Raw genomic sequence first — 26739 nt, 5'->3', positions numbered from 1 at the left:
GCTGTCACTGCTCCTGGGACTGGGGGAGGGTCGGGGGGAAGTCTGTGGCGTCGGTGGTGTGCACCGCCAGCGAGCGGTCCGGATTCAGCCGTACGACGATGTGGCGGCGCCAGACCGTGTCGTCGCGCCCGGGGCGGTCCTCGCGCCAGTGGCAGCCGCGGGTCTCCTCCCGGCGCTGCGCGGCGGCCACCAGGACACGCGCCACGCACAGGAGGTTGGTGGCCTCCCAGGTGTCGACGCCCGGCTCGGCCGTCTTGCCGTTCTCGTCGAGGGCGTCGCGCGCGTCGGCGTGCAGGCGGTGCAGGCGGTCGGCGGCCTCGGCGAGGGACGCCGCGGAGCGCAGGACGCCCGCTCCCCGGGTCATGGCCCGCTGGATGGCGAAGCGGGCCTCCGGGGCGAGCAGGGGGTGGGCCGGGCGCTCGGAGACGGGCAGCGGCTGCGGCTCGCGCGGGTGGAGGGTCCCGGTGCGCGCGATGTCGGCGGCGATGCGCTCGGCGTACACGAGTCCCTCGAGGAGGGAGTTGGAGGCCAGCCGGTTGGCGCCGTGCACACCGGTGCAGGCGACCTCGCCGCAGGCGTACAGGCCGGGCACGGTGGTGCGGCCGTGGGAGTCGGTGCGGACGCCGCCGGAGGCGTAGTGGGCGGCCGGGGCGACGGGGACGGGCTCGGTGACCGGGTCGATGCCGTGGGCACGGCAGGCCGCGAGGATGGTGGGGAAGCGCTGCTCCCACATCCGCGCCCCGAAGTGGCGGGCGTCGAGGTACATGTGCTCGGCGTCCTGCTCCCGCATGCGGCGCATGATGCCCTTGGCGACGATGTCCCGCGGGGCGAGTTCGGCGAGCTCGTGCTGCCCCTGCATGAAGCGCACGCCGTCCGCGTCCACGAGGTGGGCGCCCTCGCCGCGCACCGCCTCGGAGACCAGGGGCTGCTGGCCCTCCGCGTCCGCGCCGAGGAAGAGCACCGTGGGGTGGAACTGGACGAACTCGAGGTCGCTCACCTCCGCGCCGGCGCGGAGCGCGAGGGCCACGCCGTCGCCGGTGGAGACGGCGGGGTTCGTGGTCGCCGAGAAGACCTGGCCCATGCCGCCGGTGGCGAGGACCACGGCGGGCGCGTGGACGGCTCCCACACCGTCGTGCTGGCCCTCGCCCATGACGTGCAGGGTGACGCCGGCGGTGCGGCCCCGGGCGTCCGTGAGGAGGTCCAGGACGAGGGCGTTCTCGATGGTGCGCAGCCCCCGCGCGCGGACCGCCTCGACGAGGGCGCGGGAGATCTCCGCGCCGGTGGCGTCACCGCCCGCGTGGGCGATGCGGCGGCGGTGGTGGCCGCCCTCGCGGGTCAGTTCCAGGGCGCCGTCGGTCGACTCGTCGAAGTGCGCGCCGGTCGCGATGAGCCGCCGTACGGCGTCGGGGCCCTCGGTGACCAGGATGCGGACCGCTTCCTCGTCGCACAGGCCGGCGCCGGCGACCAGGGTGTCGTCCAGGTGCTGTGCGGGGGTGTCGCCCTCGCCGAGGGCAGCCGCGATGCCGCCCTGGGCCCAGCGGGTGGAGCCGTCGTCGAGGCGGGCCTTGGTCACCACCACCGTGGTCAGGCCCGCCGCCTCGCAGCGCAGGGCGGCGGTGAGGCCGGCGACGCCGGAGCCGACGACCACGACGTCCGCGTCGATGGACCACCCGGGGGCGGGCGCGTGCAGACGTATGCCTGTGCTGGTCACGAGGCGGCTCCGAAGGTTCCGAAGGTCAGCGGGACGTTGTCGATCAGGCGGGTGCCGCCGACGCGGGCGGCGACGGCGAGGACGGCCTCGCCGGTGAAGCCGTCGCCGATCTCGGCGAAGTCGGACGGGTCGACCAGGGCCAGGTAGTCCAGGGCGAGGGGCGGGTCGAGCCGGGCGGCCTCGTCGAGGACCAGCCGGGCGGCGGCGCGGATGGCCGCCGGACCGCCGGCGGTGGTGGCGACCGCGTGCGCGTCGGCCGCCGCGCGGGACTCGCCGATGGCGCTGAGCGCCTCGGCCCGCGCCCGCGAGGTGGGCACCTCCCGGGCCCGCGCCCGCAGCGCCTCCTGGGCGGCGTGCCGGTCGCGGCCGGCGAAAAGGGCCTGCGACAGGGCGAGCGCGGTGTGCCGCTCGGCGGGCGAGAGGTAGCGGTTGCGGCTGGACAGGGCGAGCCCGTCCTCCTCGCGGACGGTGGGGACGCCGACGATGTCCACGCCGAAGTTCAGGTCCCGCACCATGCGGCGGATCAGGGCGAGCTGCTGGGCGTCCTTCTGCCCGTAGAGGGCGACGTCGGGACGGGTGAGGTGGAGCAATTTGGCGACGACGGTGAGCATGCCGTCGAAGTGGCCGGGGCGGGCGGCGCCCTCCAGGCGCTCCCCCATGGGGCCGGCGGTGATCCGGACCTGCGGTTCGCCGCCCGGGTAGACCTCGTCCACGGCGGGGGCGAACACGGCGTCCGCACCGGACCGCCCGGCGAGGCCGAGGTCGGCGTCCAGGGTGCGCGGGTAGCGGTCCAGGTCCTCGCCCGCGCCGAACTGCAGCGGGTTGACGAAGACGGTCACCACCACCTCGCCGCCGGCGCCCGCGATCTCCCGCGCGGTGCGGATCAGCGTGGCGTGGCCCTCGTGCAGCGCGCCCATGGTCATCACGACGGCGCGGCGGCCGGTGCGCGGGCGGGCGTGCAGTTCGGCGGCGGTGCGCAGCAGGGTGGCGGTCATCGGTTCTCCCCCGGGGTGTCGCCGGAACTGTCGGTGCCGCCGGTGCCGCCGGCTCCGTCGGCGAGTACGCCGAGGAGGTCCTCGGCGAGTTCCGGCTTGAGCAGGCCGTGGGCGAGGGCGCGGTCGGCGGTCGCCCGGGCCATGGCCAGGTACCCGGCGACCGTTCCCGGGGAGTGCCGGCGCAGCTCGGCGACGTGCGCGGCGACCGTGCCCGCGTCACCCCGGGCGACCGGTCCGGTGAGGGCCGCGTCGCCGGAGCGCAGGGCGTTGTCGAGGGCGGCGCCGAGCAGCGGGCCGAGCATCCGGTCGGGTGCCCCGACCCCGGCGGCGGCCAGCAGTTCCATGGACTGGGCGACGAGGGTGACCAGGTGGTTGGCGCCCAGGGCGAGGGCCGCGTGGTAGAGCGGGCGGTTCTCCTCGGCGATCCACTCCGGTTCCCCGCCCATCTCGATGACGAGGGCCTCGGCGGCCAGCCGCAGCTCCTCGGGGGCGGTGACGCCGAAGGAGCAGCCGGCCAGGCGCTGCACGTCGACGGGGGTGCCGGTGAAGGTCATCGCCGGGTGCAGGGCCAGCGGCAGCGCGCCGGCGCGCAGGGCAGGGTCGAGGACCTTCGCGCCGTAGCGGCCCGAGGTGTGCACCAGCAGCTGGCCCGGCCGCACCGCGCCGGTGTCGGCGAGTCCGGCGACCAGCTCGGGCAGGGCGTCGTCCGGGACGGTCAGCAGCACCAGTTCGGACCGGCGCAGGACGTCGGCGGGCGGCACCACCGGCACGTCCGGGAGCAGCTGCTCGGCGCGCCTGCGGGAGGCGTCGGAGACGGCGGAGACGGCCACCGGGCGGTGCCCGGCGAGCCGGAGGGACGCGGCCAGGGCGGGACCCACGCGTCCGGCGCCTACGACGCCTACGGTGAGCCGCGCCGGGCGGTCCCGGGGATCGGGCTGTGGGGTTGTGTTCACGCGACGGGGGCCTTCCCGTTCCAGTCCGCTCGGGGTACCGGACGATTTCTCGTCATGTTAACGCGATCGCTTCCGGTGGCGGTCGGTCGTCCACAGGCTGTGGGTTTCCGCGCGGCACCGGGGCACACGCGTGTGCGGAAATGGGGGTGCCCGTGAGGGGCGGGGCGCGGGATGATCGCGCGCATGAGTGATGCGGCGGACGACAGGACCGGTACGGCCGGGGACGGGAGTGTGCCCGTGGGGGAGCACGCGGACCGGCCCGGGGAGGGCGACGACGCGTCGCGGCCGACGCTGCGCGAACGGCGGATCGCCGCCTGGCGCGGTGCCCCGCGCGTGCTCGCGCGCCTGGGTTTCCTCGCCCCTCTGTCGGAGCGGCTGACGCTGCTGGAGGCGGCGGGCGGCGTGTACGACCTCGACGAGACCTCCGACATCTACGGCAACGGCGTCGTGGAGGCGCTGGAGGAGCGGGTCGCCCGGCTGCTCGGCACCGAGGCCGCCGCGTTCTTCCCGACCGGCACGATGGCCCAGCAGGTGGCCCTGCGCTGCTGGGCCGGCCGCACCGGGAACCCGGCGGTGGCCCTGCACCCGCTCAGCCATCCCGAGGTGCACGAGCGGAACGCGTTCAGCCAGGTCAGCGGATTGCGGCCGGTGCGGGTGACCGGGGAGCCCCGGCTGCCGACCGCCGCGGAGGTACGCGACGCCGAGGAGCCCTTCGGGGCGCTGATGCTGGAGCTGCCCCTCAGGGACGCCGGTTTCGTCCTGCCGTCGTGGGAGGAGCTGACCGCGGTGGTGGACGCCGCGCGGGAGCGCGAGGCGGTGGTGCACTTCGACGGGGCGCGGCTGTGGGAGTGCACCGAGCACTTCGGGCGGTCGCTGGAGGAGATCGCGGGTCTCGCGGACAGCGTCTACGTGTCGTTCTACAAGTCCCTCGACGCCTTCGGCGGCGCGGCGCTCGCCGGCCCGGCGGGTCTGGTCGAGGAGGCGCGGGCCTGGCGGCACCGGTACGGGGGCAACGTCTTCCAGCAGTTCCCGACCGCGCTGTCGGCGCTGATCGGGCTGGAACGGGAGCTGCCGCGGCTGCCGGAGTACGTACGGCACGCGCGCGTCGTGGCCGCCGCCCTGCGGGAGGGCCTGGCGGCGGGCGGGCTGCCCTGGTTCCGGGTGCACCCGGAGGCGCCCCACACCCACGACTTCCAGGTGTGGCTGCCGTACGAGGCGGACGTGGTCGCCGAGGTGGCGATCGTGGCGGCGGAGGAGACGGGGGCGGTGCTCTTCGCCAATTACTGGGACCCGAAGGGGCCGGCTCTGTCGTGCACCGAGGTGTACGTGCGGGCGGCGGCCCTGGAGTGGACGGCCGGGGACGTACGGGAAGCGGCGGAGGACTTCGCGCGCCGCCTGCTCCGGGCGGCGGAGGCGACCGCCTGACGGTCCGGCAGGGGCGGGATCCCCCGCCCCTGCCGGACCGTCGGTCCCGGCGGCGTTCAGCCGTGTCCGCCGGCTCGTACCAGGCCCGTCTCGTAGGCGAGGACGACCACCTGGACGCGGTCGCGCAGGCCCAGCTTGGTGAGGATGCGGCCCACGTGGGTCTTGACGGTCGCCTCGGAGAGCACCAGCCGGGCCGCGATCTCGCCGTTGGACAGGCCCTGGGCGACGAGCACCATGACCTCCCGTTCGCGCTCGGTGAGCCGCTCCAGCTGCTTGTGCTCGGGCTGCCCGCCGCTGCTGGGCAGCATCGGCGCGAAGCGGTCCAGGAGCCGGCGGGTGGTGGACGGGGCGACCACCGCGTCGCCGCTGTGCACCGCGCGGATCGCGGCCAGCAGTTCGCCCGGCGGCACGTCCTTGAGCATGAATCCGGAGGCGCCGGCCTTCAGTCCGGAGAAGGCGTACTCGTCGAGGTCGAAGGTGGTGAGGATCAGCACCTTCGGCGGGTCGGTGTCCGCGCAGATCCGGCGGGTGGTCTCGACGCCGTCGAGCTTGGGCATGCGGACGTCCATCAGCACCACGTCGACGGCGGTGGACCGCAGCACCTGCAGGGCCTCGACTCCGTCGCCCGCCTCCGCCACGACCTCCATGTCCGGCTGGGCGTCGAGCACCATCCGGAACCCGGTGCGCAGGAGCACCTGGTCGTCGACGAGCATCACGCGGATCGCCATCGGGGCCTCTTCCGTTTCGCATTCGATTACGCAGATCTTCAGACTTTCAGGCTTTCAAGTCTTCAGGTCCTCAGCCGGCGTCACAGGGGTTGTGACAGGTGTCAATCGGGGGCGTGCGTGAGCGTCAATGCGCGGGTTTGAGCGGCAGCAGCACACTGATGCGGAATCCTCCGCCCGGGCGCGGTCCCGCGTCCAGCGTCCCGCCGACCATGCCGACCCGCTCGCGCATGCCGATCAGGCCGTGGCCCTGCCCGTCGAAGCCGCCCTCCTCGTACAGCTCGTGGGGGGCACCCTTGCCGTCGTCCTCCACGAGCAGGCCGAGACCGTCGTCGAAGTACACCAGGCGCACGCTGGCGCCCGCGTTGGGGCCGCCGTGCTTGCGGGTGTTGGTGAGCGCCTCCTGCACGATGCGGTAGGCGGTCAGCTCGACGCCGCTGGGCAGCGGGCGGGGCGTGCCCTCGACCTTGAAGTCCACGGGCAGACCGGACTCCCGGCACTGCCCGACGAGGTCCTCGATCTGCCGCACGTCGGGCTGCGGCACGTACTCCCCGGCCTCCTGGTGCTCGCCGGTGCGCAGGACGCCCAGCAGGCGGCGCATCTCGGCGAGGGCCTGGCGGCCGGTGGAGGAGATCGTCTCCAGGGCCTTCTTCGCCTGGTCGGGGGCCGCGTCGAGGACGTAGGCGGCACCGTCGGCCTGGACCACCATCACCGACACGTTGTGGGCGACGACGTCGTGCAGCTCGCGGGCTATCCGGGCGCGTTCGGCGGCGACGGCGACCTTGGCCTGCGCCGCGCGTTCCTTCTCCAGGCGGGCGGCCCGCTCCTCCAGCTGCGCGAAGTAGGCGCGGCGGGTGCGGATGGAGTCGCCGAGCACCCACGCGAGGGCGAAGGGGACCGCCTGGAAGATCATGACGGCGACGTTGGTCGCCACGCTCTGGTCCTCGTTGGGCCAGCGCAGCTGCGCGAGCGGGGCCGCGCACAGGCCGGCGGTCAGCGCGAGGCGGGACGCCCAGCGCGCGCCGATCGCCGCGACCGTGTAGACGATCACCAGCAGGGCGAAGTCGGCGGGCACCGTCGCCACGTCCACGACCAGCTGTGCCACGCCCACGGCGAGGGCGAGGACCAGCATCCGCTCGGGCATCCGGCGGCGCAGCGCGACGACCAGCGAGAGCAGCAGCACGACCGGCACGGTCAGGGCCGGCAGGTCGGTGCCGCGCGACTCCTCCACCGTCGCACCGCCGACGACCGAAAGCCCGAACAGGACCACGGCCCAGAAGCCGTCGACCCAGGTCGGGTGTCTGCGGAGGAAGTCGTAGAGGCGCTGCACGTAACCCAGCGTAGGGAAGCGAAATGCGTGCAGGGGTCAACCGGAGGGCCGATACCCGGTCCTCACGTGTACTCCGCAAGGTGGAGGCCGGGCGTGTCCGCGCGCTTAACCTGGGCCGGTGACGACGGTACGGGCGGGTGTGGGGAAGCGGTGACGGCCGGGACGCGGGAGGACGCGCGGGGCTGGCGGGCGGCCGCCCAGGAGGCCCTGTACGGGCCCGGTGGCTTCTACCGGCGGCCCGGCGCGGGACCGGCCGGGCACTTCCGTACGTCGGTGCACGCCTCCCCGCTGTTCGCCGGGGCCGTGGCGCGGCTGCTGTGCCGGGTCGACGAGGCGATGGGACGTCCGGCGGCGCTCGACTTCGTGGACATGGCGGCCGGGCGGGGCGAACTGGTCACGGGGGTGCTCGCCGCGCTGCCCGCGGACGTGGCGGGACGCACCCGGGCGTACGCCGTCGAGCTGGCCGGGCGGCCGACCGGGCTCGACCACCGGATCGAGTGGCGGGCGCGGCCCCCAGAGGGGGTCACGGGGCTACTCTTCGCCAACGAGTGGCTGGACAACGTGCCGGTGGACGTCGCCGAGGTGGACGCGGCGGGCGTGCCGCGGCTGGTGCTGGTGCGGGCGGACGGGAGCGAGCTGCTCGGCGAACCGGTGACCGGAGCGGAGGCCGAGTGGCTGGCGCGGTGGTGGCCGCTGGGGACCGGGCAGGGGCTCCGGGCGGAGATCGGACTGCCCCGGGACCTGGCCTGGGCCGCGGCGGCCGGGACGCTCGCGCGGGGGCTCGCCGTCGCGGTGGACTACGCGCACACCGCCGCCGCGCGGCCGCCGTTCGGGACGCTGACGGGCTTCCGGGAGGGGCGGGAGACGGCGCCCGTGCCGGACGGGTCGTGCGACATCACCGCGCACGTCGCCCTGGACGCGTGCGCCGCGGCCTGCGCGCCGCCCGGCGCACGCCTGCTCTCGCAGCGCGAGGCCCTGCGCGCCCTGGGGGTGAGCGGCGCACGCCCCCCGCTCGCACTCGCGTCCACCGACCCCGCCGGGTACGTGCGCGCCCTCGCGGGCGCCGGTGAGGCCGCCGAACTCACCGCGCCGGGCGGACTCGGCGACTTCGGATGGCTGGTGCGGACGGCCGGGATCCCGGACGTGCTCGACGGCTGACGCCCGCCCGGGTCACTTGTCGATGTCGCCCACCACGAAGAACATCGACCCGAGGATCGCCACCATGTCCGCGACCAGCGTCCCCGGCAGCAGCTCGGTGAGCGCCTGGATGTTGTTGTACGACGCGGAACGCAGCTTCAGCCGGTACGGCGTCTTCTCGCCCTTGCTGACCAGGTAGTAGCCGTTGATGCCGAGCGGATTCTCGGTCCACGCGTACGTGTGCCCCTCGGGTGCCTTGAGGACCTTCGGGAGCCGCTGGTTGACGGGGCCCGGCGGCAGGTCGGCGAGCCGGTCGAGGCAGGCCTCGGCGAGGTCGAGGGCGTTGTGGGTCTGCTCCAGCAGGCATTCGAAGCGGGCCAGGCAGTCGCCCTCCTCACGGGTCACGACCTTCAGCACGTCACCCAGTTCGCCGTAGGCGAGGTACGGCTCGTCGCGGCGCAGGTCGAAGTCGACGCCGGAGGCCCGCCCGATCGGCCCGCTCACGCCGTACGCGTGCACCGCCCGGGGCGACAGCACGCCGACACCGCGCGTGCGGCCCCGGAAGATGTCGTTGCCGAGCACCAGGTCGTCGAAGCGGTCCATGCGGGAACGCACGTCGGCGACGGCGGTGCGCGCGCGGGCGGTCCAGCCGGCGGGGAGGTCCTCCTTCAGGCCGCCCACGCGGTTGAACATGTAGTGCATCCGCCCGCCGGAGACCTCCTCCATGACGTGCTGGAGCTCCTCGCGCTCGGTGAAGGCGTAGAAGATCGGGGTGATGCCGCCGAGCTCCAGCGGGTAGGAGCCGAGGAACATCAGGTGGTTGAGCACCCGGTTCAGCTCGGCGAGCAGGGTGCGCAGCCACACCGCCCGCTCGGGGACCTCCATGCCGAGCATCCGCTCCACGGCGAGGACCACGCCCAGCTCGTTGGAGAAGGCCGACAGCCAGTCGTGGCGGTTGGCCAGCATGATGATCTGCCGGTAGTCACGGGCCTCGAACAGCTTCTCCGCGCCCCGGTGCATGTAGCCGATCACCGGCTCCGCGCGGACGATGCGCTCGCCGTCGAGGACGAGCTTCAGCCGCAGCACACCGTGCGTGGAGGGATGCTGCGGGCCGATGTTGAGCACCATGTCGGTGCTCTCCGCCGCGCCGCCGATACCGACCATGGTCTCCGTCGTGGGAGTCATGCACACAGTCTGCCCTACGTACGCTTGCCCCATGGAGACGGGGAGCCCGCGGGACACGGGGCCGGCGGGGACGGACGGAGCGGCACCGGCGGCGCGGCCGGCGACGACGAAGGACGAGCCGGCGTGGATCGCGCTGCCGCCCGGACTGCTGCGGATGCGGCGGCTGCTGCTGGTGGTGTGGCTGGGGCTGCTGACCCTGGCCACGGCGCTGGTCCCGGGACTGCTGGCCGGGCCGGGCTGGGCCGCCTTCGCGGCCCTGCCGCTGGCCGTGCTGCTCTGGGGCTGGGTGATGCTGGAGCGCAACTGGCGCTCCTGGCGGTACGCCGAGCGCGCCGACGACCTGCTGATCAGCCGGGGCGTCCTGTGGCGCCAGGAGACGGTCGTCCCGTACGGGCGGATGCAGCTGGTCGAGGTCACCTCCGGACCCGCCGAGCGGTACTTCGGGCTGGCCAGCGTGCAGCTGCACACGGCCGCCGCCGCGACCGACGCGACGATCCCCGGGCTGCACCCGGCCGAGGCGGAACGGCTGCGCGACCGGCTCACGGAGCTCGGCGAGGCCCGATCGGCGGGGCTGTGACGGCCCCCGACGTCCACGAGGACGTGCGCGACCGGCTGCCCGTGACCGAGCGGCGGCTGCACCCCGTCACGCCCTTCCGGCGGGCGTGGGCGCCCGTCGCCGTGCTGTTCGGGTGGGCGCTGCACGACCCGGACCAGGCGCAGCGCCACCTGACCCGGCTGACGACCACCACACTGCTGCTCGGCCTCGCCGTCCTGGTCCCGGCCGCCGCCCTCTACGGCTTCCTGAGCTGGTGGTTCACCCGCTTCGCGGTGACCGGGACCGAGCTGCGCATCCGCACCGGGCTGCTGTTCCGGCGCACCGCGCACATCCGGCTGGAGCGGATCCAGGCCATCGACGTGACCCAGCCGCTGCTCGCGCGGGTCGCCGGCGTGGCCAAGCTCAGACTCGACGTCATAGGCACCGACAAGAAGGACGAACTCGCCTTCCTCGGCGCCGGCGAGGCGCGGGCGCTGCGCGCCGAACTGCTCGCGCGGGCGGCGGGTTTCGCCCCGGAGACCGCGCACGAGGTCGGCGAGGCGCCGGCCCGGGAGATGCTGCGGGTGCCACCGGGCGTGCTGGCCGTCTCCCTGTTGCTGACCGGGGCGACCTGGGGCTGGCTGGTCGTCGCGGCCGTCGCGCTGCCGCTGCTGTGGACGGTCACCCACAGCCTGTGGACGCTGCTCGCCGCGGCCGTGCCGATGCTGGGCGCGGCGGGCGCGAGCAGCGTGGGGCGGTTCGTCGCCGAGTACGACTGGACGCTCGGCGAGTCGCCCGACGGACTGCGCATCGACCACGGACTGCTGGACCGGGCGCACGAGACGGTGCCGCCGGGGCGCGTGCAGACCGTGCGGATCGTCGAGCCGCTGCTGTGGCGGCGACGGGGCTGGGTGCGCGTGGAACTGGACGTCGCCGGCTCGTCGAACTCCCTGCTGCTGCCGGTCGCTCCGCGCGACCTCGCGGAGTCGGTCGTCGCGCGGGTGCTGCCCGGGGTGAGCGTGCCCCCGCGCGAGGCGCTGCTCCCGCCGCCGCGCCGCGCGCGGTGGTGCGTGCCGGTGTGGTGGCGCGGCTACGGGCTCGCCGTCACCGACGCGGTGTTCGCCGCGCACCAGGGGCTGCTGCGCCGCAGCCTGTCCCTGGTGCCGCACGCCAAGGTGCAGAGCGTGCGGCTCGTCCAGGGGCCCTGGCAGCGGGCCCGGGGCGTGGCCGACGTCGTGGTGGACACCGGGGCCGACAAGTCCGTCACCGCCCACCTGCGTGACGCCGCTGCGGCGGCGGCCCTGCTGCGTTCCCAGGCGGAACGGTCCCGCACCGGCCGCCGTGACGCCCGCCCGGACCGCTGGATGTCCTGACGCCTCGGGTGACCGCGACGACGACGGGGCCCCGCGCACGGTGCGTGCGCGGGGCCCCGTCGGTGCGGCCGGTGCTTTCAGGAGGCCGCGCTGCGCAGCCCCTGCAGGTCGATGTGTTCCGTCTCGTCGTGCTCCGTCAGGTCGATGACCTGGCCGACCCCGCGCGCGTCCTCCCCGGCCGGCTTGTACCGCGCCTCGGCCTCGGCCTTGTGCAGCGCGAGCGCCTCCTGGCCGACGACGTCGGCGAGGTCCTCGTTCTGCACGGCGTCCAGGGCGGACCCGTCCGTCTCCTTCTTGGTGCCGAAGAAGTCGAAACCGCCGTCGGCCACGGGACGCCGTACGGGCGCCGTCGGCGGGACGACGGCCACCGCGGTCGGCACGGTGAAGTGCCCGGAGGGCTGCCGGGCGGGCGGGACCTGGGGGGCGGCCGGGGCGGTGGAGGCGGCGTCCGGGTGCTCGTGGTCGACGGCCGCTCCCTCGGCGCCGTCCTCCTGCGCCGGGGCGGGCCTGGACTGCCTGGCGGGTCCGGGGCCGTCGTCCTCGGGGGTGCGGTCGCCCCGCGGGGCGTCGTCGTCGCGCCGCGCCGAGGATGCGTCCGCCACCGTGTCACCGGCGGTCCGGCCGTCGGTGTCGGGGTCGTCGTGGGCGTCGTGGGCGTCGGCGTCAGGCGCTTCGGCGGCGAGGGCATCGGTGTCGGGGGCGTCGACGGCGGGAGCTTCGGCGGCGGGGGCGTCGGCGGTATCCGTCTGACGCGCCTCCTCCTCGGGGGTCTCCCCGGCGAATCGCCGGAGCGCCGCGTCGGCCCGCAGGAACAGCTGGGAGCCCTCGGGTGAGAAGACCGCGGGAACCTCCGCCGTCTCCGCGGTGTCCGCCGCGTCGTCGGCCGGCGTCCCGGCCCCCGCCTCCGCGGGCGTCCCGCCGGACTCCGGTCCCCCGGACGCCGCCGACGGGCCGGCCGGCAGCGCGCGGGCCGGGACCGTGGCCTCTATCTCGAGCACCCGGCGCTCCTCCAGGACGCTCGCCCGGTCGACCTCCGCCGCCGCGTACCGCCGCAGCAGCGCCGCGTGCTCGTTGCGCAGTCCCGCCAGCTCGGCGCGCTTGGCCCGCAGCCGCTGGTCGAGTTTCATCCGCAGTTCGCGCGACTCCTCGAGGTCGGACTCGAGTTCGGCGACGCGTTCCTCGAAACGCCACTCGTCGCTCGCCCGCGCGCGCGTGAGATCGGCGACGCGTTTGCCCGCCTGGGCGTCCCAGTGCCGCATCACGAAGGCGCCGGTCACCGCGGTGACCGCGGCGGCCGCGGCCAGGACGCGCAGCACCGCTGGTTGCGTGAACACCCAGGGCCCCAGGGCACAGACGACGGAGACGCCTGCGATCGCCGACGGGGGCAGCATCCTGTGCAGGGGCGGGGAATGACGGTGACGTCCACGTGGCATGGCCAGAAACTTACCGCGCGTAGGCGAATCGTGGAGCCCCGCCCCGTAAAAACAAAGCCACGCCGAGGGTTTCACAGGGCATCAAACGACGGCGGGGGAACGTGAATAGACATCTGACCCGAATTCAACAAGATCATTTCCGGGCGCGGAAGTCCGTCCGGGGGACTCCGAAGTCCTCTCCTCGTCATTCCACTTCGGCCCCGGACGAGCCGCCCGCCCCCTCCGAAGATCCACCCCGCCCGGAGTGAACCTCACCCCCCGGGCCGCCGTCCTAGAGGGCGCAATGTCGCCGGATGCCCGAATCGGCACCGGATCCACGGTCTCTCGCAGAACTACGGGACGCGATGTCTGTCATGACAGATGAGGAAATGCCGGGCGGTGCCCCGCTCGCCACGGGCGGGCGGAGGTCCACGGGCGGACCGCGGGACCCCGCGCCCCCGCGGGGCGTACGCCGCCTGCTGCGCGGCCCGCGCCCCGAAGCGGTCCCCGTCCTCGCCGGACGCGCCTGCGCGCTGGTGGGCCTCCTGGACATCGCCGCGGGCGTCTTCCCCCGCTTCCGGCACAGCCGTATGCACGCCCTCGCCGAGGTGCTCCCCGGCGCCCTCGGCCCGTTCGCGGCCGCCCTCTCCCTCAGCGCCGGCGTGCTGTTGCTGCTGCTCGCGCACGGCCTCAAGCGGGGCAAGCGACGGGCCTGGCGGGCCGCGGTCGTCCTGCTGCCGGCCGGCGCCGTCGCCCAGTTCACCTACCGCCACTCCCTCCTCGGCGTCCTGCTCACCCTCGCCCTGCTCGCGCCGCTGCTGCGCCACCGCGAGCAGTTCACCGCGTTGCCCGACCCGCGCAGCCGGTGGCGGGCGCTGGCCAACTTCGTCCTGATGGGCGCCGGTTCGCTGCTCCTCGGCCTGGTCGTCGTCAACGCCCACCCCGGCCCGCTGGTCGACGACCCGAGCCTCGCCGACCGCCTCACCCACGTGCTGTACGGACTGTTCGGCTTCGAGGGCCCGGTCCACTACCGCGGCGACGCCTCCTGGACCGTCGCCTTCTCCCTCGGCGCGCTCGGCCTGCTCACCGCCGTCACCACCATCTACCTGGCCTTCCGTCCCGAACACCCCGCCGCACGGCTCACCGGGGACGACGAGGTCCGGCTGCGCGCCCTGCTGGCCCGGCACGGGGCGCGCGACTCCCTCGGCCACTTCGCGCTGCGCCGCGACAAGGCGGTCGTCTTCTCCCCCAGCGGCAAGGCCGCGGTCACCTACCGCGTGGTCTCCGGGGTGATGCTCGCCAGCGGAGACCCGATCGGCGACGTCGAGGCCTGGCCCGGCGCCATCGAACGCTTCATGGACGAGGCCAGGGCCCACTCCTGGACCCCCGCCGTCATGGGCTGCTCGGAGATTGGCGGCGAGGTGTGGACCCGGGAGACCGGACTCGACGCCCTGGAGATCGGCGACGAGGCGGTGGTGGACGTCGCGGATTTCTCCCTCGCCGGCCGCCCGATGCGCAACGTCCGCCAGATGGTCAAGCGCATCGAGCGGGCCGGTTACGAGACCCGCGTACGGCGGGTGAGCGACCTCGGTGAGGCGGAGCTGGACCGGATCCGGCGCGCCGCCGACGCCTGGCGCGGCACGGACACCGAACGCGGCTTCTCCATGGCGCTGGGCCGCGTCGGCGACCCGGCCGACGGCGACTGCCTGGTCGCCACGGCACACCGGGCCGACGCCCCGACGGCCGGGCACGGCGACCTCAGGGCCGTCCTGCACTTCGTCCCGTGGGGCACCGACGGCGTCTCGCTGGACCTGATGCGCCGGGACCGCTCGGCCGACCCCGGCATGAACGAACTGCTGATCGTGGCCGCGCTCCGGTCCGCCCCGCGGTTCGGCGTCACCCGGGTCTCCCTCAACTTCGCCATGTTCCGCTCCGCCCTGGCGCGCGGCGAGAAACTCGGCGCCGGACCGGTCCTGCGGGTCTGGCGCGGTCTGCTGGTGTTCCTCTCCCGCTGGTTCCAGATCGAATCCCTGTACAAGTTCAACGCCAAGTTCCGGCCCCGCTGGGAACCGCGCTTCGTGGTCTACCGCGCCCCGGCCGATCTGCCGCGCATCGGCCTCGCCGCCCTCCAGGCGGAAGGTTTCCTCCGTCTCGCCCTCCCCCTGCCCCGCTTCCTGCGCCACCGCTTCCCCGCACCCCGGCCCTGCGTCCACCGGACGGTGCCGGACCCCGTCCACGCACGGGCGGAGAACGCCGCACGCACCGCATGAGGCGCGCCGGAAGGGGAGCCCGCGGGGGCCGGAGGGACCCGCTCGTGCCCCCACCCGGCCCGAGGCAGACCCCGGCCGCTCCCGGGCCTACGCTGAACATATGAGCAACCACAGCGGACGCCGCCGGGTCGCGGGCCTTCCTCACTGGGACCGCTGCGCGGTCATGGGAGTCGTGAACGTCACCCCCGACTCCTTCTCCGACGGCGGCCGCTGGTTCGACACCACCACCGCCGTCAAGCACGGCCTCGACCTGGTCGCCCAGGGCGCCGACCTGATCGACGTCGGCGGCGAGTCCACCCGGCCCGGTGCCACCCGCGTCGACGAGGCCGAGGAGCTCAAGCGCGTCATCCCGGTGGTGCGCGGCCTCGCCGCCGAGGGCGTCACCGTCTCCGTCGACACCATGCGCGCCTCCGTCGCCGAGCGCTCCCTCGCCGCCGGCGCCGCCCTCGTCAACGACGTCAGCGGCGGACTCGCCGACCCCGCCATGATTCCCGTCGTGGCCGACGCCGCCGCCCCCTTCGTCGTCATGCACTGGCGCGGCTTCCTCGAGGGCGGCAACGTCAAAGGGGTCTACGCCGACGTGGTCAGCGAGGTCACGGAGGAACTGCGCGCCCGCCTGGAAGCGGTCCTCGGGGGCGGCATCGCCGCCGACCGCGTGATCCTCGACCCCGGTCTCGGCTTCTCCAAGGACGCCGGCCACGACCTGGCCCTGATCGCCCGGCTCGACCGGCTCCTCGACCTGGGCCACCCCGTGCTCGTCGCCGCCTCCCGCAAGCGGTTCCTCGGCCGCGTCCTCGCCGGCCCCGACGCCCCGCCGCCGCCCGCCCGTGAACGCGACGCGGCCACCGCCGCCGTGTCCGCCCTCGCCGCCCAGGCCGGCGCCTGGGCCGTCCGCGTGCACGACGTCCGCGCCACCGCCGACGCCGTACGGGTCACCCGCGCGATCGAACAGGCGCGCACGGCCCACCCCGTCCCCTCCGATTCCGGCGCGCACGGCGCGGAAGGATCCCGGTGACCGCACCCCACACCGACGTCGCACAGGTGGAAGCCGCCAACACCGCCTTCTACGAGGCGGTGGAGCGGGGCGACTTCGAAGAGGTCTCCGCACACTGGCTGACCCCGGCCGACCTCGGCGTCGACGAGACGTACCACGACCCCGCGGACAGCGGAGTGGTCTCCTGCGTCCACCCCGGCTGGCCGGTGCTCACCGGACGCGGCGAGGTCCTGAGGTCGTACGCCCTGATCATGGCGAACACCGACTACATCCAGTTCTTCCTCACCGACGTGCACGTCTCCGTGACCGGCGACACCGCCGTGGTGACCTGCACCGAGAACATCCTCAGCGGCGGTCCCGCCCCCGAGGCCGGCGAGGAGCTCGGGCCGCTGGTCGGCCAGCTCGTCGTCGCCACCAACATCTTCCGGCGCACCCCGGCGGGCTGGAAGCTCTGGGCGCACCACGCCTCCCCGGTGCTCGCCGAGGAGGACGAGACCGAGGACGACGACACACCCGGGCCGGGCCTCCCCGGCTGAGGCCCCGGCACCGACGTGGCCGGGATCACGACCCCGGCCGCGATGACCGCCGCCGCGCGGTGGGCACCCGCCCTCCACGGGGCGGACGCAGGGCGGAGGCCCCGGACACGGGACCGCGGCGGCACCCCGGGGCACCGGAACCACCGGTGCCCGCGGGTAGATTCGAGGCAGGCCGGTGTGCCCCCGCACGGGGCACCGGACGGCCGGACCGACGACTGCAGGAGTGATTCGCGTGGATCGTGTCGCGCTGCGCGGCCTGAAGGCCCGCGGGCACCACGGTGTCTTCCCGAAGGAACGCGAGGAGGGCCAGACCTTCATCGTGGACCTCGTGCTCGGCCTGGACATCCGGCCGGCCGCGGCCGACGACGACCTGACGAAGACGGTGCACTACGGCATCGTGGCGGAGGAGGTCGTGGCCGTCGTCCAGGGTGAGCCCGTCAACCTCATCGAGACGCTCGCCGAACACATCGCCCGGGTCTGTCTGAAGCACGACCTGGTGCAGGAGGTCGAGGTGTGCGTCCACAAGCCGGACGCCCCGATCACCGTGCCCTTCGACGACGTGACCGTCACCATCACCCGGAGCCGTGTATGACCAGGCCGTCCACCGCGGGCCACACCGACCCCACCGTCCAGCCGGTCCCGGCCTCCGTGACCGAGCGGGTCGACGCCGCCGACACCACGCTGCAGAACCCGAAACTGGCCGTGGTCTCCCTCGGCGCCAACCTGGGCAACCGCCTGGAGACCCTCCAGGGCGCCGTGGACGCCCTGGAGGACACCCCGGGCGTCCGGGTCAAGGCGGTCTCCCCCGTGTACGAGACGGAGCCGTGGGGTGTCGAGCCCGGCAGCCAGCCCTCGTACTTCAACGCGGTCGCGGTCCTGAAGACCACCCTGCCCCCGTCCTCCCTGCTGGAGCGTGCGCAGGCGGTCGAGGAGGCCTTCCACCGGGTCCGGGACGAGCGCTGGGGCCCCCGCACCCTGGACGTCGACATCGTCGCCTACGCCGACCTCCACTCCGACGACCCGCTGCTCACCCTCCCGCACCCGCGCGCCCACGAGCGGGCCTTCGTGCTCGCCCCCTGGTACGACATCGACCCCGAGGCGCAGCTCCCCGGCCGCGGCCCGGTCGCCGACCTCCTCGGCACGGTCACCAGGGAGGGCGTGACGCCCCGCGCGGACCTGGAACTCCGGCTGCCCGAATAGCCGTTAAGGTCGACACGACCACTTTCCGGGGCACCGGTCCGGGGGAACGAAGGGACACCGTGAAAGAGCTGCGCATCAGGGTCCTGGCCGGCGTCTTCGTCGTCGCCGGGATCCTGTCCTGGGCCGGCGCCCGCCTGTGGAACTCCTTCGGGACCCTCCCCAGCGTGCCGGTGGCCGCGCCCGTCGTGCTCGCCCTGATCGCGGTGGTCCTCGCGGCCACCGCGCTGTCGCTGCGCGCCCGTCTGAAGGCCCAGCGCGAGCGGCAGCACGACGCCAAGGGCGTCGACCCGCTGATGGCGGCCCGCGCGGTGGTGTTCGGGCAGGCCAGCGCCCTGGTCGCGGCCCTGGTCGCCGGGATGTACGGCGGCACGGGGGTCTTCCTGCTGGAGTCCCTGGACATCCCCGCCCGCCGCGACCAGGCCATCTACGCCGGCTTCTCGGTCCTGGCGGGCATCGGCGTCATAGCGGCGGCCCTCTTCCTGGAGCGCGTCTGCAAGCTCCCGGAGGACGACGACAACGGCAACGGCCCGGGGACGGCGCCGGCGGCGTGAGCCGGGGCGCGCCGGCTAGCGCGCCATGATCAGGCTCATCGCCTCGTTGCGGGTGGCGGAGTCGCGCAGCTGCCCCCGCACGGCCGACGTGATGGTCTTTGCGCCCGGCTTGCGCACCCCCCGCATCGACATGCACATGTGCTCGCACTCGACGACGACGATCACTCCGCGCGGCTCCAGGATGTGCATCAGGGAGTCGGCGACCTGGGTGGTGAGTCGTTCCTGCACCTGCGGGCGCCGCGCGTAGACGTCCACCAGCCGGGCCAGCTTCGACAGACCCGTGATCTTGCCGTCGTGCGACGGGATGTAGCCGACGTGGGCGACCCCGACGAACGGCACCAGGTGGTGCTCGCAGTGGCTCAGGACCTCGATGTCCTTCACCAGCACCATCTCGTCGTGACCGAGGTCGAACGTCGTGGTCAGGACGTCCTCGGGCTTCTGCCAGAGCCCCGCGAAGATCTCCCGGTACGCCCGCGCCACCCGTGCCGGGGTCTCCCGCAGACCCTCCCGGTCCGGGTCCTCGCCGACCGCGATCAGCAGCTCGCGCACGGCGTTCTGGGCCCGCTTCTCGTCGAACTCGCCGACGGGGGCTATGCCGTCCAGCGTCACGGGGTCGGTCATGGGTGCCTCGTTCCTGTGCCTTCTCGCGCGCCGGGCACGCGTCTTCACGGCGGGTACGCAAAACGCCGCGTCCCCCAGGCTAGAACCTGGGGGACGCGGCATCCATTCCGGGCCCGGTGGGGCGCCGAGGGCCTCGGATCAGGCCTCGGGGCGCTCTTCCGGGGTCCGCTCGGGCGCCGGGGCGGGCTCCGCCGCGGTGCTCTTGGCGGTGCTGATGGCCGGCGTCGCGCCGTTCGCGCCGTTCGTCAGGGCCAGCTCCTTGGGGGAGAGGACCGGCGGGCGGGTGGACGGCGTACGGCGCGAGGAACCGGTCCAGGCGGGCCGGGGCGGGCGCTTGACGATCGGCGCGAAGATCTCGGCGATCTCCTCCTTGCCCAGCGTCTCCCGCTCCAGGAGGGCCAGGACCAGGTTGTCGAGGACGTCGCGGTTCTCGACCAGGATCTCCCACGCCTCGTTGTGCGCGGTCTCGATGAGCTTCTTGACCTCTTCGTCGACCAGCGCGGCGACCTCTTCCGAGTAGTCCCGCTGGTGAGCCATCTCACGGCCGAGGAACGGCTCGGTGTTGTCACCGCCGAACTTGATCGCGCCGAGCCGCTCGGTCATGCCGTACTGCGTGACCATCGCGCGGGCCAGACCGGTGGCCTTCTCGATGTCGTTGGCGGCACCGGTGGTCGGGTCGTGGAAGACGAGCTCCTCCGCCGCGCGGCCGCCCAGCATGTAGGCCAGCTGGTCCAGCATCTCGTTGCGCGTGGTGGAGTACTTGTCCTCGTCCGGCAGGACCATGGTGTAGCCGAGGGCACGGCCTCTGGAGAGGATGGTGATCTTGTGGACCGGGTCGGAGTTCGGTGAGGCCGCCGCGACCAGGGCGTGCCCGCCCTCGTGGTACGCGGTGATCTTCTTCTCCTTGTCCGACATGATCCGGGTCCGCTTCTGCGGGCCCGCGACCACACGGTCGATCGCCTCGTCCAGCATGTGGTTGTCGATCAGCTTCTGATCGCTGCGCGCGGTCAGCAGCGCGGCCTCGTTCAGCACGTTGGCCAGGTCGGCACCGGTCATGCCGGGGGTGCGGCGGGCGACGGCCGACAGGTCGACGTCCGGGGCGACCGGCTTGCCCTTCTGGTGCACCTTGAGGATCTCGAGGCGGCCCTGCATGTCCGGGCGGTCGACCGCGATCTGGCGGTCGAAGCGGCCGGGCCGCAGGAGGGCCGGGTCGAGGATGTCGGGCCGGTTCGTCGCGGCGATGAGGATCACGCCGCCCTTGACGTCGAAGCCGTCCATCTCGACGAGGAGCTGGTTCAGGGTCTGCTCGCGCTCGTCGTGACCGCCGCCGAGGCCGGCGCCGCGGTGGCGGCCGACCGCGTCGATCTCGTCGACGAAGACGATCGCCGGGGCGTTGGCCTTGGCCTGCTCGAACAGGTCACGGACCCGGGAGGCACCGACACCGACGAACATCTCGACGAAGTCGGAACCGGAGATCGAGTAGAACGGCACACCGGCCTCGCCCGCGACGGCACGCGCGAGCAGGGTCTTGCCCGTACCGGGCGGACCGTAGAGCAGCACACCCTTGGGAATCTTGGCGCCGACGGCCTGGAACTTCGCCGGCTCCTGGAGGAACTCCTTGATCTCGTGGAGCTCCTCGACGGCCTCCTCGGAGCCCGCCACGTCGGCGAACGTCGTCTTCGGGGTGTCCTTGGTGATGAGCTTCGCCTTGGACTTGCCGAAGTTCATGACGCGGGAGCCGCCGCCCTGCATCTGATTCATCAGGAACAGGAAGACGACCACGATCAGGACGAAGGGCAGCAGCGACAGCAGAATGCTCACGAACGGGTTCTGCTTCGACGGCGAGACCGTGTAGCCGTCGGGAATCTGCTCGTTCTGGAACTTGTCCTGCAGCGTGTTGGCGATGGTGACGCCCTGGTCACCGATGTAGCTCGCCTGGATCTTCGAGCTGTCCTTGACCTTCTGGCCGTCCTTGAGCTCGACCTTGATGATCTGCTCGTCGCCGGTGGTCAGCTTGGCCGACTCGACCTTGTTCTCATTGATCGCCTGGACGACCTCACCGGTGTCCACCGTCTTGTAGCCGCCGGACGAGCCGACGACCTGCATCAACACGACCACGGCGAGGACGGCCAGCACGATCCACATGACCGGCCCACGGAAGTATCGCTTCACGTCCATCCATACGGAGCGGTGCCGCCCCGTCCCTCCTGCCATAGTGAGTTTGATAGAAGACTGTTCTTCGGACGGTACCCCAGCATTGCCCCCCGAAGCTGCGGGGGACGGCCGGCATTCGCGTCCACGCAAGCATCAACGCCGCGGAGCCCGCCGGGGTTCCCGATCACCGTACGGCGGGCCGGGCCCCGGCGTTCAGCCGCCGTAGACGTGGGGGGCGAGCGTACCGACGAACGGGAGGTTGCGGTACTTCTCGGCGTAATCGAGGCCGTAACCGACGACGAACTCGTTGGGAATGTCGAATCCCGCCCATTCCACGTCGATGGCGACCTTGGCGGCCTCGGGCTTGCGCAGCAGCGTGCACACCTTGAGGGATGCGGGCTCGCGCGAGCCGAGGTTGGAGATCAGCCAGGACAGGGTCAGCCCGGAGTCGATGATGTCCTCGACGATCAGGACGTGCCGGCCCTTGATGTCGGTGTCGAGGTCCTTCAGGATCCGCACCACACCGGAGGACTGGGTGCCCGCCCCGTACGACGAGACGGCCATCCAGTCCATGGTGACCGGGGTGGACAGCGCCCGCGCGAGGTCGGCCATCACCATCACCGCGCCCTTGAGCACGCCGACGATCAGCAGGTCCTTGCCCGCGTACTCCGCGTCGATCTTGGCGGCAAGCTCCACCAGCTTGGCGTCGATCTCTTCCTTGGTGATGAGTACCTTCTCGAGGTCGGCACCCATGTCGTTCGCGTCCACCCGCATCACTTTCGGTCGTCCCAGCGGCCGGTCCGGTCCGCCCCGCGACTCGCAGGGGTCGGTGGGGTCCGGATTCAGCCCTGCCGAATCACCAGTCTGCCACCCTGCCGGCGAGCGACGACCCGGCCGGGGAGATTGATGGCCCCCTGGCCGTGCCAGGCGGTGATCAGCCGGTCCACCTCCTCGATGTGCCGGGCGAACAGCGAACCGGCCGGTGCGCCGGCCTCGATGGCGGCGCGGCGGAGCACACGGCGGCGTACGGCGGGCGGCAGGGCGTGCAGCGCGGCGCACTCGAGGCGGCCGTCGGCGTCGCGCACGCCGGCCTCGGCGCGGCCGGCCCACGCGTCGAGGGCGTCGGCGTCGTCGCGGGAGAGCTGGGCCGTACGGGCGAGGGCCTCGACGACGCCCTTGCCGAGGGCCTTCTCCAGGGCGGGCAGGCCCTCGTGGCGGAGCCGGGAGCGGGTGTAGGCGGGGTCGGCGTTGTGCGGGTCGTCCCAGACGGGGAGGGACTGGACCATGCAGGCGGTGCGGGCGGTCTGCCGGTCGAGCTGGAGGAAGGGGCGCCGGTAGCGGCCGTCGGCCCCCGAGACCGCGGCCATGCCGGACAGGGAGCGGATGCCGGAGCCGCGGGCGAGACCGAGCAGGACGGTCTCGGCCTGGTCGTCGCGGGTGTGGCCGAGCAGGACGGCGGCGGCGCCGTGCCGTTCGGCGGCGGTGTCGAGGGCGGCGTAGCGGGCGTCCCGGGCGGCGGCCTCGGGGCCGCCCGCCCGTCGCCCACCGCCACCCCTGTACGAGGCGCTGTGCGCCACCCTCGTCTCGCGTCCGACGGTCACGGCGACGGACTCGGCGGGATCGAGGCCGAGCTCGCGCAGGCGCACGACGACGTCGGCGGCCCGCAGGTCGGAGCCGGCCTGGAGGCCGTGGTCGACGGTGATGCCGCCCGCGCGCACGCCGAGCCGGGGGGCTTCGAAGGCGAGGGCGGAGGCGAGAGCCATGGAGTCGGCACCGCCGGAACAGGCCACGAGCACGAGCGGGGAGGAGGTCCGCTCGTGCGGGGGCCGGCCGGGGGTACGGCCGTGGTCGTCGAGGATGTCGGTCAGGACGCGGCGGACCGCCAGGCGTATCGCCGCGACCGCAGGATGGGGACCCATGTCCGGTTCCCTTCATGAAGTTGTCGGGGGGTGAGCCCGAGGTTCGGTCACTCAGAGTGTGTAGATGGTGACAGAACCGGGCCGTTCTCCGAGCATTGCACGCCTGCCCGGGACCCACGGTCCCTCGGACGGGTGATTGGTGGGGCGCCCGTCTGCCGTCGGCCGGATCCTTCGCACGGCCGGGGCGCGGAGGCTCACGCCTCCGGCTTGCGGTGCACCCGGGTGACCCAGTCCGCCGGTTTGGCGATCTCCGCCTTGGTGGGGAGCGTGTTGGGCGAGGTCCACACCCGGTTGAAGCCGTCCATGCCGACCTCCTCGACGACGGCGCGCACGAAGCGTTCGCCGTCGCGGTACTGCCGGAGCTTGGCGTCCAGGCCGAGCAGCTTGCGCAGGGCCATGTCGAGGCGGGAGGCGCCCTTGGCGCGACGCTGCTGGAACTTCTCGCGGATCTCGGCGACGCTCGGCACGACCGCGGGCCCGACGCCGTCCATCACGAAGTCGGCGTGGCCCTCCAGCAGCGACATGACGGCGGTGAGCCGGCCGAGGATCTCGCGCTGCGCGGGCGTCTGCACGACCTCGACGAGGGAGCGCCCCTCGTCGCCCTCCTCGCCCTCGGGCCGCCCGCCGGCGAGCGACTGCGCGGCCTCGCGGACGCGTTCGAGGACGGTCATGGGGTCGACGTCGGTCTCCTCCAGAAACGACTGGATTTCGCCCTCGAGGTGGTCCCGCAGCCAGGGCACGGCGGTGAACTGGGTGCGGTGGGTCTCCTCGTGCAGCGTCACCCACAGGCGGAAGTCGTGCGGCTCGACGTCCAGTTCGCGCTCGACGTGGACGATGTTGGGGGCGACGAGCAGCAGCCGGCCGCCGCCGTTCGCGCCGGCCGGGAGGTCGCGGGTGGCGGGGGCGAAGGTCTCGTACTGGCCGAGGACGCGGGAGGCGAGGAAGGACAGCAGCATGCCCAGTTCGACGCCGGTGACCTTGCCGCCGACGGCGCCGAGGACCGCGTTCCCGGGGCCGGTGCCGCGGCGTTCCTGCATCTTGTCGAGGAGCGGCCTGAGCAGTTCGCGGAAGCCGGCGACGTTGGCCCGGACCCAGCCGGGGCGGTCGACGACGAGGAGGGGAGTGTCGTGGGTCTCCTCGGTGCCCAGCCCGGTGAAGCCCCGGACGTGCTCCTCCGAGGCCTGCGCGTGCCGGCGCAGTTCCGCGACGACGGCCCGGGCCTCGTCGCGGCTCACGTCGGGGCCCGGCCGCATGAGGCGGGTCGCGGTCGCGACCGCGAGGTTCCAGTCGACCATCCCGGATGAAGCGGCACCACCGATGCTCGTCATGCGTCAACGGTACGTGAGTGCTGCGGGTTGGGGCAGGGCGGCGAGGTGGCGGCGGCCCGCGGGCGGTGCGCCGGTTCCTGGGACGTTCCCGCCCCTGACGTCCCTTCCCCGGGGGCTCCGCTCCCCGGGCCCGTTCGCCTGGTTCTTCGCGCCCGGAGGTCCGGGTGGTCAGCGGCAGCCGCAGGCCGCCAGGGCGGTGGTGGCCCGGTCCAGGGCGGTCTGGGCCGGGGCCTGGCCGGTGGTGCCGTTGGCCAGGAAGGCGAAGGCCAGCAGCCGGCCGTCCCGGTCGACGACCGTGCCGGCCAGGGTGTTCACCCCGGTGAGCGTCCCCGTCTTGGCACGGACCAGGCCGGCCGCGCCGCCGTCGTAGCGGCCGGCCAGGGTTCCGGTGAAACCGGCGACGGGCAGGCCGGTGAGGGCGGGCCGCAGCTCGGGGTGGGCCGGGTCGCCGGCCTTGACGAGCAGGGCGGTGAGCAGGCCGGCGGTGAGCTTGTCGCGCCGGTCGAGGCCGCTGCCGTCCTTGACGTCGGCGCCCTTCACCGGGAGGCCCAGGTGCTTCAGGCGGGCGGTGACGGCCGCGCCGCCGCCGGCGAAGTCGGCGGGCCTGCCGGTGGCGAGGGCGGTGTGGCGGGCCAGGGCCTCGGCGAGGTCGTTGTCGCTGTGCGTCAGCATGCGCTCGACGAGGGAGGCGAGCGGCGGCGAGGAGACGGTGGCGAGGGTGGTGGCCCGGGTGGTGGCCTTCGACGGGCCGGGGGGCGTCGTCCTGACGCCGTGCTCCTTCAGCAGGTCGCCGAACTTCCGGGCGGCGTCGGCCGCCGGATCCGCGACCCGGGGCGCGGGCCCGCTGGTGGAGTCGTCGGTGCGGGCCTCGTCGACCATGAGGGGGGTGACGGCGGCGAGGTTCGGATTGACGCCGATCGGGTGCCGCGTGCCGCCCCGGTAGAGGGTCGTGTCGTACGACAGCGTCACCTCGCGCACCCCGCGCCTGGCGAGGGCAGCCGCGCTCCGTTCGGCGAGTGCGCGCAGGCTGGCGAGGTCCCCGGCGTCCTTGCGGGCGGTGAGCGTGGGGTCGCCGCCGCCGACCAGGACGACCTCGCCGGTGTCGGGTTCGTACACCGCGCGGGTGGTGAGGCGGTGGTCGGCGCCCATGGCGGAGAGCGCGGCGACCGCGGTGGCGATCTTCGTGGTGGAGGCGGGGGTCAGCGCGTCCGCCGGACCGGTGGCGTAGAGCCGTGCGCCGGTGGCCACGTCGACCACGGCGGCCGACGGGCGGCCCAGCGCCGGGTTCTTCAGCAGCGGGTCGAGGACGCCGGCGAGGGTCTTGGCGGCGGGCGCGGACCGCGCGGCCGTGGCGGTGCCGCCGAGGCCGGTGAGCACGGACGGGGCGGGCGGGGCGGCCTGCGGCCCGCGCGGCGGTGTCCCGGCGCGGGCCCGGCCGCCGTCGTGATCTGCGCCACGCGAGGCTTGCAGGGCCACGGCGCGGTCCCGCTCCGCCGTACGCTGACCCGAGGAGTCCCAGGGACCGGCGGCGGTCACCACTCCCGCGGCCAGCGCCAGACCGGCGGTGGCGGCGGTCGCGGTGAACTGCCAGGTCTTCGGCCGCGCGCCCCGCGGGACCCGCGGTGATCCCGGCCGGTCCGGACGCGCGAACCGCGGCCCGACGGCCGCGGCGACGCGCGCCAGACGTGGCCGCACGGTCCCCGCGACCCGGGTGAGACGCGGCCGTACGGCGCCCGCGATCCGCACGACGTGCGGTCCCGCGGCCCGCCAAGGCCTCCGCTCTGGCACGACCACCAGCCCCTTTCGCGATCACACACCTGCGTGAGGGACACTTAACCACCAGAACTATGTGCTGATCATGGAGGAGCGTCCGGTGGAGTTCGACGTCACGATCGAGATCCCGAAGGGTTCGCGGAACAAGTACGAGGTGGACCACGAGACGGGTCGGATCCGGCTGGACCGTCGGCTCTTCACCTCGACCGCCTACCCGACCGACTACGGCTTCGTCGAGAACACCCTCGGCGAGGACGGCGACCCGCTGGACGCGCTGGTCATCCTGGACGAGCCGACGTTCCCGGGCTGCCTGATCCGCTGCCGCGCGATCGGCATGTTCCGCATGACGGACGAGGCCGGCGGCGACGACAAGCTGCTGTGCGTCCCCTCGACCGACCCGCGCGTGGAGCACCTGCGCGACATCCACCACGTGTCGGAGTTCGACCGCCTGGAGATCCAGCACTTCTTCGAGGTCTACAAGGACCTGGAGCCGGGCAAGTCCGTCGAGGGCGCCAACTGGGTGGGCCGGGTGGACGCCGAGGCCGAGATCGAGCGGTCCTACAAGCGTTTCAAGGAGACGGGCGGCCACTGAGCCCTCCCGCTGCCAGACGC

24 protein-coding genes are annotated in these 26739 nt (G+C 73.8%); 11 read left to right on the top strand and 13 right to left on the bottom strand.

Annotated features, from left to right (window positions below; translation table 11 throughout):
* Positions 1 to 4: 4 nt before the first annotated feature.
* The 3 genes from IE118_RS11070 to IE118_RS11060 are packed head-to-tail and all read right to left on the bottom strand — an operon-like array spanning position 5 to position 3659.
* Positions 5 to 1711 (bottom strand): L-aspartate oxidase, encoded by a 1707-nt coding sequence (locus tag IE118_RS11070; RefSeq protein ID WP_189557584.1) that lies wholly within the window; start codon positions 1709 to 1711, stop codon positions 5 to 7.
* The gene (panC, locus tag IE118_RS11065) at positions 1708 to 2706 is read right to left on the bottom strand and encodes a pantoate--beta-alanine ligase (RefSeq protein ID WP_189557583.1); all 999 of its coding nucleotides are present in this window, start codon (positions 2704 to 2706) and stop codon (positions 1708 to 1710) included. The genes IE118_RS11070 and panC overlap by 4 nt, the downstream gene beginning before the upstream one ends.
* On the bottom strand, positions 2703 to 3659 hold the full coding sequence (locus IE118_RS11060) for a Rossmann-like and DUF2520 domain-containing protein (protein ID WP_189557582.1): 957 nt from the start codon (positions 3657 to 3659) through the stop codon (positions 2703 to 2705). The genes panC and IE118_RS11060 overlap by 4 nt, the downstream gene beginning before the upstream one ends.
* A 183-nt stretch (positions 3660 to 3842) precedes the next feature.
* Between IE118_RS11060 and IE118_RS11055 the strand changes: the two genes are divergently transcribed.
* The gene (locus IE118_RS11055) at positions 3843 to 5084 is read left to right on the top strand and encodes a threonine aldolase family protein (RefSeq protein WP_229846757.1); all 1242 of its coding nucleotides are present in this window, start codon (positions 3843 to 3845) and stop codon (positions 5082 to 5084) included.
* A gap of 56 nt (positions 5085 to 5140) precedes the next feature.
* Here IE118_RS11055 and IE118_RS11050 read toward each other — a convergent pair whose 3' ends face one another.
* Positions 5141 to 5812 carry a response regulator gene (locus tag IE118_RS11050; RefSeq protein WP_189557580.1) on the bottom strand — a complete coding sequence of 224 codons (672 nt, stop codon included), beginning with the start codon at positions 5810 to 5812 and terminating at the stop codon, positions 5141 to 5143.
* 124 nt (positions 5813 to 5936) lie between these two features.
* Entirely contained in the window at positions 5937 to 7139 is a 1203-nt protein-coding gene (locus IE118_RS11045; RefSeq protein ID WP_189557579.1) for a sensor histidine kinase, read from the bottom strand.
* A 150-nt stretch (positions 7140 to 7289) separates the two neighbouring features.
* On the opposite strand from IE118_RS11045, the gene IE118_RS11040 reads away from it, so the two are divergent.
* A complete protein-coding gene (locus IE118_RS11040; RefSeq protein ID WP_229846764.1) occupies positions 7290 to 8297 on the top strand; it encodes an SAM-dependent methyltransferase in 1008 nt (335 codons plus the stop codon).
* A 12-nt stretch (positions 8298 to 8309) separates the two neighbouring features.
* Here the strand turns inward: IE118_RS11040 and IE118_RS11035 are convergent, their stop codons facing one another.
* Positions 8310 to 9461, bottom strand: a complete 1152-nt coding sequence (locus tag IE118_RS11035; RefSeq protein WP_189557577.1) for an NADH-quinone oxidoreductase subunit D — start codon at positions 9459 to 9461, stop codon at positions 8310 to 8312.
* Positions 9462 to 9492: 31 nt separating this feature from the next.
* Between IE118_RS11035 and IE118_RS11030 the strand changes: the two genes are divergently transcribed.
* On the top strand, positions 9493 to 10038 hold the full coding sequence (locus IE118_RS11030; protein ID WP_189557576.1) for a PH domain-containing protein: 546 nt from the start codon (positions 9493 to 9495) through the stop codon (positions 10036 to 10038).
* Complete coding sequence (locus IE118_RS11025) at positions 10035 to 11369, top strand: PH domain-containing protein (RefSeq protein WP_189557575.1); 1335 nt, start codon at positions 10035 to 10037, stop codon at positions 11367 to 11369. The genes IE118_RS11030 and IE118_RS11025 overlap by 4 nt, the downstream gene beginning before the upstream one ends.
* Positions 11370 to 11446: 77 nt before the next feature.
* Here IE118_RS11025 and IE118_RS11020 read toward each other — a convergent pair whose 3' ends face one another.
* Complete coding sequence (locus tag IE118_RS11020) at positions 11447 to 12802, bottom strand: hypothetical protein (RefSeq protein WP_229846756.1); 1356 nt, start codon at positions 12800 to 12802, stop codon at positions 11447 to 11449.
* A 368-nt stretch (positions 12803 to 13170) separates the two neighbouring features.
* Here IE118_RS11020 and IE118_RS11015 point away from each other — a divergent pair, with 368 nt between their 5' ends.
* The 6 genes from IE118_RS11015 (at position 13171) to IE118_RS10990 (ending at position 18332) form a co-directional block, all read left to right on the top strand.
* Positions 13171 to 15051: a phosphatidylglycerol lysyltransferase domain-containing protein gene (locus tag IE118_RS11015; protein ID WP_189557631.1), complete on the top strand. Its 1881-nt coding sequence runs from the start codon at positions 13171 to 13173 to the stop codon at positions 15049 to 15051.
* A 100-nt stretch (positions 15052 to 15151) separates the two neighbouring features.
* On the top strand, positions 15152 to 16066 hold the full coding sequence (gene folP / locus IE118_RS11010) for a dihydropteroate synthase (RefSeq protein ID WP_189557574.1): 915 nt from the start codon (positions 15152 to 15154) through the stop codon (positions 16064 to 16066).
* Positions 16063 to 16581: a nuclear transport factor 2 family protein gene (locus tag IE118_RS11005; RefSeq protein ID WP_189557573.1), complete on the top strand. Its 519-nt coding sequence runs from the start codon at positions 16063 to 16065 to the stop codon at positions 16579 to 16581. The genes folP and IE118_RS11005 overlap by 4 nt, the downstream gene beginning before the upstream one ends.
* Before the next feature lie 232 nt (positions 16582 to 16813).
* Positions 16814 to 17173 carry a dihydroneopterin aldolase gene (gene folB / locus IE118_RS11000; protein WP_189557572.1) on the top strand — a complete coding sequence of 120 codons (360 nt, stop codon included), beginning with the start codon at positions 16814 to 16816 and terminating at the stop codon, positions 17171 to 17173.
* Positions 17170 to 17781, top strand: coding sequence for a 2-amino-4-hydroxy-6-hydroxymethyldihydropteridine diphosphokinase (folK, locus tag IE118_RS10995; RefSeq protein WP_189557571.1), 612 nt, complete (start codon positions 17170 to 17172; stop codon positions 17779 to 17781). Before folB ends, folK begins: the two co-directional genes overlap by 4 nt.
* 59 nt (positions 17782 to 17840) lie before the next feature.
* A complete protein-coding gene (locus IE118_RS10990; protein WP_189557570.1) occupies positions 17841 to 18332 on the top strand; it encodes a DUF3180 domain-containing protein in 492 nt (163 codons plus the stop codon).
* A 15-nt stretch (positions 18333 to 18347) separates the two neighbouring features.
* Here the strand turns inward: IE118_RS10990 and folE are convergent, their stop codons facing one another.
* From folE to dacB, 6 genes are all read right to left on the bottom strand, one after another.
* Positions 18348 to 18953: a GTP cyclohydrolase I FolE gene (gene folE / locus IE118_RS10985; RefSeq protein WP_189557569.1), complete on the bottom strand. Its 606-nt coding sequence runs from the start codon at positions 18951 to 18953 to the stop codon at positions 18348 to 18350.
* A gap of 138 nt (positions 18954 to 19091) precedes the next feature.
* Entirely contained in the window at positions 19092 to 21131 is a 2040-nt protein-coding gene (gene ftsH, locus IE118_RS10980; RefSeq protein WP_189557568.1) for an ATP-dependent zinc metalloprotease FtsH, read from the bottom strand.
* A 189-nt stretch (positions 21132 to 21320) separates the two neighbouring features.
* Positions 21321 to 21881 carry a hypoxanthine phosphoribosyltransferase gene (hpt, locus tag IE118_RS10975; RefSeq protein WP_031020098.1) on the bottom strand — a complete coding sequence of 187 codons (561 nt, stop codon included), beginning with the start codon at positions 21879 to 21881 and terminating at the stop codon, positions 21321 to 21323.
* A gap of 68 nt (positions 21882 to 21949) precedes the next feature.
* Entirely contained in the window at positions 21950 to 23026 is a 1077-nt protein-coding gene (gene tilS, locus IE118_RS10970) for a tRNA lysidine(34) synthetase TilS (RefSeq protein ID WP_189557567.1), read from the bottom strand.
* 194 nt (positions 23027 to 23220) lie between these two features.
* Positions 23221 to 24354, bottom strand: a complete 1134-nt coding sequence (locus IE118_RS10965; protein WP_189557566.1) for an Rv3626c family coenzyme F420 biosynthesis-associated protein — start codon at positions 24352 to 24354, stop codon at positions 23221 to 23223.
* A gap of 168 nt (positions 24355 to 24522) precedes the next feature.
* Positions 24523 to 26148, bottom strand: coding sequence for a D-alanyl-D-alanine carboxypeptidase/D-alanyl-D-alanine endopeptidase (gene dacB / locus IE118_RS10960; RefSeq protein WP_189557565.1), 1626 nt, complete (start codon positions 26146 to 26148; stop codon positions 24523 to 24525).
* A 79-nt stretch (positions 26149 to 26227) separates the two neighbouring features.
* Between dacB and IE118_RS10955 the strand changes: the two genes are divergently transcribed.
* Positions 26228 to 26719: an inorganic diphosphatase gene (locus IE118_RS10955; protein WP_030828087.1), complete on the top strand. Its 492-nt coding sequence runs from the start codon at positions 26228 to 26230 to the stop codon at positions 26717 to 26719.
* The last annotated feature ends 20 nt before the right edge of the window (positions 26720 to 26739 follow it).

Source organism: Streptomyces pilosus (assembly GCF_014649835.1).
Lineage (GTDB): Bacteria > Actinomycetota > Actinomycetes > Streptomycetales > Streptomycetaceae > Streptomyces > Streptomyces pilosus.
Note: the sequence above shows the minus strand (reverse complement) of the source record. Positions and strands in the feature narration are given on the sequence as shown.

What these genes read in the sequence shown, in the direction of transcription:
- panC (WP_189557583.1), bottom strand. Translation starts at nt 2,706, where the DNA reads ATGACCGCCACCCTGCTGCGCACCGCCGCCGAACTGCACGCCCGCCCG.
- IE118_RS11055 (WP_229846757.1), top strand. Translation starts at nt 3,843, where the DNA reads ATGAGTGATGCGGCGGACGACAGGACCGGTACGGCCGGGGACGGGAGT.
- IE118_RS11050 (WP_189557580.1), bottom strand. Translation starts at nt 5,812, where the DNA reads ATGGCGATCCGCGTGATGCTCGTCGACGACCAGGTGCTCCTGCGCACC.
- IE118_RS11035 (WP_189557577.1), bottom strand. Translation starts at nt 9,461, where the DNA reads ATGACTCCCACGACGGAGACCATGGTCGGTATCGGCGGCGCGGCGGAG.
- IE118_RS11030 (WP_189557576.1), top strand. Translation starts at nt 9,493, where the DNA reads ATGGAGACGGGGAGCCCGCGGGACACGGGGCCGGCGGGGACGGACGGA.
- IE118_RS11020 (WP_229846756.1), bottom strand. Translation starts at nt 12,802, where the DNA reads ATGCCACGTGGACGTCACCGTCATTCCCCGCCCCTGCACAGGATGCTG.
- IE118_RS11015 (WP_189557631.1), top strand. Translation starts at nt 13,171, where the DNA reads ATGCCGGGCGGTGCCCCGCTCGCCACGGGCGGGCGGAGGTCCACGGGC.
- folP (WP_189557574.1), top strand. Translation starts at nt 15,152, where the DNA reads ATGAGCAACCACAGCGGACGCCGCCGGGTCGCGGGCCTTCCTCACTGG.
- folK (WP_189557571.1), top strand. Translation starts at nt 17,170, where the DNA reads ATGACCAGGCCGTCCACCGCGGGCCACACCGACCCCACCGTCCAGCCG.
- folE (WP_189557569.1), bottom strand. Translation starts at nt 18,953, where the DNA reads ATGACCGACCCCGTGACGCTGGACGGCATAGCCCCCGTCGGCGAGTTC.
- ftsH (WP_189557568.1), bottom strand. Translation starts at nt 21,131, where the DNA reads ATGGACGTGAAGCGATACTTCCGTGGGCCGGTCATGTGGATCGTGCTG.
- hpt (WP_031020098.1), bottom strand. Translation starts at nt 21,881, where the DNA reads ATGCGGGTGGACGCGAACGACATGGGTGCCGACCTCGAGAAGGTACTC.
- tilS (WP_189557567.1), bottom strand. Translation starts at nt 23,026, where the DNA reads ATGGGTCCCCATCCTGCGGTCGCGGCGATACGCCTGGCGGTCCGCCGC.
- IE118_RS10965 (WP_189557566.1), bottom strand. Translation starts at nt 24,354, where the DNA reads ATGACGAGCATCGGTGGTGCCGCTTCATCCGGGATGGTCGACTGGAAC.